General features: G+C 41.3%; 10 protein-coding genes and 1 pseudogene. All 11 read right to left on the bottom strand.

The window, feature by feature from the left end:
* Positions 1–64: 64 nt before the first annotated feature.
* Positions 65–211, bottom strand: a complete 147-nt coding sequence (locus D7Y06_RS26225) for a hypothetical protein (protein ID WP_158591475.1) — start codon at positions 209–211, stop codon at positions 65–67.
* Positions 212–229: 18 nt separating this feature from the next.
* Positions 230–592, bottom strand: a complete 363-nt coding sequence (locus D7Y06_RS23400; RefSeq protein WP_016219411.1) for a NisI/SpaI family lantibiotic immunity lipoprotein — start codon at positions 590–592, stop codon at positions 230–232.
* A complete protein-coding gene (locus tag D7Y06_RS23395) occupies positions 585–1,181 on the bottom strand; it encodes a lantibiotic immunity ABC transporter MutG family permease subunit (protein ID WP_305793781.1) in 597 nt (198 codons plus the stop codon). Before D7Y06_RS23395 ends, D7Y06_RS23400 begins: the two co-directional genes overlap by 8 nt.
* 130 nt (positions 1,182–1,311) lie before the next feature.
* Positions 1,312–2,076: a lantibiotic immunity ABC transporter MutE/EpiE family permease subunit gene (locus tag D7Y06_RS23390; protein ID WP_243119479.1), complete on the bottom strand. Its 765-nt coding sequence runs from the start codon at positions 2,074–2,076 to the stop codon at positions 1,312–1,314.
* On the bottom strand, positions 2,076–2,777 hold the full coding sequence (locus tag D7Y06_RS23385) for a lantibiotic protection ABC transporter ATP-binding protein (protein ID WP_016219408.1): 702 nt from the start codon (positions 2,775–2,777) through the stop codon (positions 2,076–2,078). Before D7Y06_RS23385 ends, D7Y06_RS23390 begins: the two co-directional genes overlap by 1 nt.
* Complete coding sequence (locus D7Y06_RS28705) at positions 2,686–3,060, bottom strand: helix-turn-helix domain-containing protein (protein ID WP_330566583.1); 375 nt, start codon at positions 3,058–3,060, stop codon at positions 2,686–2,688. Before D7Y06_RS28705 ends, D7Y06_RS23385 begins: the two co-directional genes overlap by 92 nt.
* Before the next feature lie 125 nt (positions 3,061–3,185).
* Complete coding sequence (locus D7Y06_RS23375; protein ID WP_120409936.1) at positions 3,186–3,560, bottom strand: TnpV protein; 375 nt, start codon at positions 3,558–3,560, stop codon at positions 3,186–3,188.
* A 230-nt stretch (positions 3,561–3,790) separates the two neighbouring features.
* Positions 3,791–3,883, bottom strand: a pseudogene (locus tag D7Y06_RS28450) (HNH endonuclease); the annotation flags it as partial.
* Between the two features lie 184 nt (positions 3,884–4,067).
* The gene (locus D7Y06_RS23360; RefSeq protein WP_147415761.1) at positions 4,068–4,259 is read right to left on the bottom strand and encodes a hypothetical protein; all 192 of its coding nucleotides are present in this window, start codon (positions 4,257–4,259) and stop codon (positions 4,068–4,070) included.
* A gap of 673 nt (positions 4,260–4,932) precedes the next feature.
* Positions 4,933–5,115 (bottom strand): hypothetical protein, encoded by a 183-nt coding sequence (locus D7Y06_RS23355; RefSeq protein ID WP_120409933.1) that lies wholly within the window; start codon positions 5,113–5,115, stop codon positions 4,933–4,935.
* Between the two features lie 246 nt (positions 5,116–5,361).
* Positions 5,362–6,510, bottom strand: a complete 1,149-nt coding sequence (locus tag D7Y06_RS23350) for a hypothetical protein (RefSeq protein ID WP_120409932.1) — start codon at positions 6,508–6,510, stop codon at positions 5,362–5,364.
* Between the last annotated feature and the right edge of the window lie 159 nt (positions 6,511–6,669).

Here is a 6,669-nt window from a genome sequence, read left to right as displayed (position 1 = left end):
TGGCAACTTATAGGATACCATAAAACCATATGGAAGGGTTATTTTTTTATTGATAACTTACAACTCACAAGAAATCATAATTTTTTAAAGTATTTATTGTAACATCTGCCGCACTTTCGCATACAGTAACGATATGTCCATCCTTTTCCAAGCTATTCTTAACTAAGTCAAGAATGGCTTTCTCATCATCAATTACTAACAATCGTGCCAACTCAAAGCACCTCCTTTATCAATCTGCTAATTCCGCAATATAGTACTTCTCATTGATGTTTACCGCAATATCTGTTGTTTCATCAATATTATAAACATATCCATATCGCAATTTATTTCCCTCAACCGTTGTAATGTTTTGAGAAACCTGCCCGATTTCTTCCTCTAACTCTGAATATGAGATTGTCTTTTCAGTAATGATATATGTCTTATTGTCAAAACTTATCTCGTTATAATCAGCAACATTCAGTTCGTATTTGGGCAGAGTGTCATTCAACATATTATTCTTATCCGCCGTGTCTGATATTCTGTTATTGCAACCCATAAAAAAGATGGTTAAAGTTATCAGACATACGCATAGCAATCGGAATTTTTTAATCATTTTCTTTCCCTCCATCCCATAGTCTAATCCACATAATGCTAACAGCGAATAGCACAAGTATGGCTACGATATTTATTATAATTCCAACATAGAAGGTACTGCAACTCTGCAAATAAGCATCCTTGTTCGTAGTCGCAAGAAGCCAGAAATCCATAAACCGAACGCTCCATGCCCACGGAATATACTGCCAGCATACATCTCCTAAACCTGTGAGCATAATCGCAGATAGTAAGCTGCCCGCAATTCCAAGCCCCATAGAAGCACTTTTACCAAATATAAAAGCACACAAAAAATGTATTTGGTATATATGTGTAGAAGATAAAAGCAGAAGCCCTATAACCTGCACATATCCGCTTATAGAAGTAAACGGAAACATAAGGGCAAAACTGCCGACTGCAAGTGTATAAAATAGCAAAGAATTTATCAGCAGAAAACATAGTTCCCCTATATAAATGTGCGTTCTTGAAGGAACAGTACTAAGTATAAATTGATAATGACCTGCCTGACTTTCCCGTTGGGCAATAATTCCCACAATAATTCCAACTAGAAAAGGATATATTATGCCCAGCATTTCAAAGAAAGCACTTATTTAAGTGTTCTGTTCCAACTCGAAATATGAAAATAGCCTGCAAATGCCAAAGCAAGTATAAGAGGCACGATTATATAAATAACATTCAACATAGAACGCTTTGCTTTTAGATAATCTGCTCTGACACATCTTAATACTGTTCCCATTGTCTTACCTCCTGCCGTGAAAATCCTTTTGCACCAAGCCTTATTAAAGCTGAAAATAGTATTACAGAAAGCAGCAATGCTAAAATAACCATAACCAATGATACTGGCAAATTTCCTGCTTCTTCAGAAACAGGCACTCCATTTGGCAAAATACCGATTGTTGGAACCATTAAGCGTGGCATCCAACTATACGGACAAAAAATCCAGTATTTTGTGTTTGCAAATATTACGCCCAAGGCTGAGCCTATTCCTGCGTTTATTACAACCGTCGCAAATGCACCAATCTTTTTCGACAGCCACAAACATATTGGAATTTCCCACATAGAAGCTACGATAATACAAAAAATACCTGCCGCAGCTTGAAATAGCGATATACTAATTGGGATTTCATAAATAAAGTAAACCGCTATACCGCCAAGCATATTCAACCCTAAAAAAATGAAATTCGCTATAATATCCAAAATCAATATGACGATTGCTTTTGCAATCCACGCATTTTTAAGTTTTATAGGCAGCGGGATAAGACTTCTGTATTTCAGCTTTCCGCCATCCCGTTGTTCACACATCGTGCAAAGCAAAGTGAGAAATCCAGGGAAAAGCAAAACATACCACCAGTTAAATGCGTTTTGCTGATACCACATTGGCGCAAACACATTCATAAGCAGGGTAATAACAGGGGCGAGAATAACGAGTTTTATTGCAAAAGTCCGTTTGTGCTTTATCCATTCGGAAGATACATATTCTTTCATCACATTACCTCCCTGCTTTCTTCAACGACCTTAAGAAACAATTCCTCAAGGTTTTCGCTATGCTGCATTTTACCTTCATATCCAAGCCTGCCGTTTGCAATGATACCTATGTCATCTGCAATAAGCTGCACTTCTGAAAGAATGTGGCTTGACAATATAACCGTTATTCCTCTTTGTGGAAATAGACGGATTAAGTTTCGTAGCTCTCCGATTCCAATCGGGTCTAATCCATTTGTCGGCTCATCGAGAATTAGTAAAGACGGATTGTTTAGCAATGCAACCGCAATGCCTAACCGCTGTTTCATTCCCATTGAAAATTGTCCTGCCTTTTTCTTTCCTGTGTTTTGTAAATCCACAAGCTCCAACACTTCATTGATACGCTGCTCTGGCAACCCCAACAAAATAGTCCTTACTTTTAAATTTTCATACGCCGTCAAGTTTTCATATAACGGGGGATTTTCTATCAAAGCTCCGATATGCATTAAATCCTGTCTGCTCCATGAGTGATTGGCAAATTCAATCGTACCCTTGGTAGGATGAAGCATACCTGTTACCATCTTTAAGATTGTAGATTTTCCTGCTCCATTCGGACCTAATAATCCGTATACGCTATTTTCCCGTACATGAATTGACACATCTGTTACAGCGGAATGTTTTCCAAAGCTCTTGCAAAGATTTGTTGTTTTCAATATGAAATCCATAATGTTTCATTTCCTTTCTTGATTTTGATACATAAAGGGTACTGCACATTTTTGAAGATTTCATAAAGATAAGGAGCCTTTTTAAAATCCTGATTAACGCCCGCCATATCAGTATAGGGTAAACAAGAAAAGCTAATTTTGCTTTAATGTTTATTGGCATGAGCCATACCCGATTGATGTTCAATACGCCCTCAATCCGATTTTCCTTACAGAGCCTTTGTACCCGCCTTGCCGATATTCCCCAAAGCTCCGCTGCTTCCTGTGCCGTCACATACTCAAACATTTCTGTCCTCCTCAAATTGTACTGTATCTACCATAGCCGTTTAAACGAACTGTATCAATTCATAAAACATGAATTTTTATCTTCCGACAAGAAAAGCGACAGAGCCTTACTCCGCCGCCAATTTATTATGCAAAAATAATTTCCTCGTTCACAATTTCCCTCGCACACGCCCTTATGTTATTTAAATGTTGTACCCATTCTAAGGCGTTTTCTTCCTTTAGGCGTTCCGTTATGCCCTGTGCCTGTTTCATGCCCTCTATGAGCCTTTCAAAGCGTTCCTGCGCCTGCTTGTCGATGTCGGCAAGGTAAGCGTTGAGCCTGCCACTTGTGAGAAGATTGGTGTATATAACCTTGCGGTACTGCTTCAGATAGTGCAGATGCCGCTGTCCCCATATGCCTATCGGCTGTTCTTCTTCGGTGGGTAAAGCTATACATGGAATTAGATAATCTCCTTGCCGCTCGTATTTGCCGCCCAGTTCCTCAAAAATCGTCTTTGCCATTGTTTGTTACCTCCACATTCATTTTTATTTTGAATGTCCGCAAAATCCGTCCTACATCCGCCCCACAGCACGGGCAGATACCCTTATCCCCATCCGCAGACGGCACTGCTGCTTTTATTTTCCCCGCACTCAGTCCCTTCCTCTGGCAGAATGATTTTACTGTGTTCTCTGAAATGCCAAGTTCCTGCGCAATCTTCATATATCCATAGCCAGCGGCCCTCATCTGCCGTATACCTACGGCGTACAGCCGGGTCACGGTCGTACTTCTCGTAGCGGCGGTTCTCCTGCCTTTCATGCTCCTCACAGAACCTCCCGTCCGTCAGCTTCGGGCATCCGGGGAAGGAACACGGCCTCTTCGGTTTCCTTGGCATCTGCCTCACCTCCTTCTGGCATAAAGAAAGCCCCCGCAGGATTCCAATTGCTCCCGCAAAGGCCCTCTTGACATTTTTTCATGCTATAAGCATACCACGTCCAAAGCCAAATGTCATGCCCGCAAAGTGGACACTTTTATTTCCCGTACAGCATGACGGACAGTTTCGACAGCGCCCGGTTCTTCCTGCGGTATGCCGAATTCCTCTCAATCTGGAACCGTTCGCAGACGGCACTGACTGCCGACCCGTCCGCTCCCATGTAGAAACATTCCAGCACATACCGCTCATCCTCCGTCAGCTCCGCCCATGCAGGCCCAAACCATGCCATGAACTCCACGGCTTCCCGGTACCGCTCCCGCAGGACGCTTATCTCATCCATCCCTTCCGCCATCCTGTCCTCCGCCGCATGCCCGCTTCCTCCGAGGCACTATTCTTCCACGCCTCATAGGACTCTTCTGTAACACTCATTGTGAATTCTTCGTTCCCTGACTTGATCCTGATGATTTTTTCAGACATAAAAGCGTTCCTTTCTTTACGCCTTCGTAAAGCCAGAAACGCTTCTATTTTTGATATGAAATTGATTTAAAATGGAAAAATGGCCGGAGTAAGCTAAGGCTCATTGTCTCTAGCTTCACTCCGGCCATTCGTGACTCGATGTCCCCTGGTCCCACTCGCTCGGTAGTAAGTCTTATTTAGCTGTCTCCGTGACCTGTAGTAGCCATTCCAATTTGACTATCCTCCCGCATTCAGGGCATTTGACCTTTAAGACTACGCGCCCTCCTGCGGTGGCAATTAAATCGCAGATCCGTCCTTTGCAAGCGGGACATTTGACCATACACATACCGTATACCTCCCACAGCCTGTTTTGGATGACAATGCCATGCTATGCATCCTGCATAAAATGTCCCATCGGTGGAAATTTCCATAAATTTCCATTGCCTGTTACCAGTATGGCCCGGAAAGCGCTGCCTTAATCATTTATGCATAAAAAAACAGCAGAATCACCTCCGCCGTTTTTTCCTCCCGTATATACCCGCTTCAATCCCGTCCGGCCCGCAATACAGCCTTACCAATTTTCCGCAGTGCTGGCATTTAATCTCCAGAACCGTCCACTCTGTTTCAGTTCCCTCATCATCCAAAATGCGCCGCCTGCATTTGGGGTTGGGGCATTTGATCACTTCCATCTGCCGCCTCCTCCTTTGCTCAACTCCGGCCAATAGCCGGACTTATTTTCTGGTTTCCACCACCGCCTCCCCGCACCGATATGTAGAAAGGGAACCAGACAGGCATATGGTTCTATCTCTGCTTGGTTCCCTTTTATCGTTTGTGTATTATTGGTTTTCTTCCTGCTCCCCGATTCCCCAATCTGCCGGAAACCGGGGAAGCCTGCTCTCTGTGTTTTATTGGAGATATATAATGGATAGCCTTTTTCACTTTGTTTGATATGCTTTTTCTTTCAATTCATTGAAATCCACTATAATGGTCTTTTTTGTTGTAAAAGACTCTGTATCCCTCTCATCAAGAATACTGATACATATATTATTTCCATCAGAGATAGCATTACGAATGCTTTCATCTTGTGATAGATCTAAATTGGTTTCATATAGAGTATCAGAATAAACATCTAAAAGATAAAGCTCTCTGCCATTTCTTACAAAAAATCCATAATAATTATCCTGCGTATTTTTACCGTTATAAGCCATACGCAAACTAGGCAAATTAAGAAAGGTTTTTATCTGGTTATTTTCTATTTCCCCTATCGCACCATAATCTGAAAAATTCCTTATGTATATGTAACTGTCAAAACAATAAAATTCTACTATCCCATTATTGGAAACAAAATTTCTCAATTCAGAATCAAAGTACAGCTTACCAAGTAAATCATATTTTTTATCATCATAAATTTCTATATAAACATCATTTTCTGCTCCCATATTATTTACCAGCACATAAATATTTTCGTTGCTACAGGCAAATGTCGTTATCTGCTCACCTGTATTATCTGTAAACTGTTTTTCAATGCAGATATCCATATCCCCGGTATTCTCATTATATTTTCTGATATAAGTTGCTGTAGCCACATCATCTTTCATGGTGCTTAACATATAAATGTCTGTGTTCATTACAGAAACTGCGTCCATTGGATAAGAATTAAATTCGCTAAATATCATTTCAGATGTGTCAGAATCAGCGTTTACCATCAAAAGTTTATGTTCGTTTGTATTTAAGGTTACAGGCAGAATAACAGAATTATCAATCACTGTAGGTTTTCCACTTGAAATATAAAACTCTTCCACACTTACGATATCTGATTGCCTTTTTGAGGAAAGAACATATCGTCCAATTACCAATGCACCGTCATCATCAATATAGTTATAAACAACCGCATCATCCAACAAAGCAATCGGCGTATGATTATCGATATCTCCTATTTCATTTTCCTGACTGGAACACCCAACAAGCAAAGCCAGCATACAAACCACCCATAAAACCAATATAATCAATCTTTTCATAATATCTTGCCTTCCTGTTATGCTTTGGCTTTCTTTCCAAAAACAGCTAAAAGAAAACTTTGCCATTCATGAAGCCTCTCCCCAATCTGCCGGAAACCGGGGAGAAACCCTGTCCGGCGCGACTTTGGCGACCTCGCTTTTCCGCAGGGCGAGGAACTTATTTCCCATATAGACATTCTGCGCCGCATCCTCTCTGGCATATTCCGTTATCTTCTCCCGGAGGGC

The sequence above is a fragment of the Roseburia sp. 1XD42-69 genome (assembly GCF_003612565.1).
GTDB lineage: Bacteria > Bacillota > Clostridia > Lachnospirales > Lachnospiraceae > Roseburia_B.
Note: the sequence above shows the minus strand (reverse complement) of the source record. Positions and strands in the feature narration are given on the sequence as shown.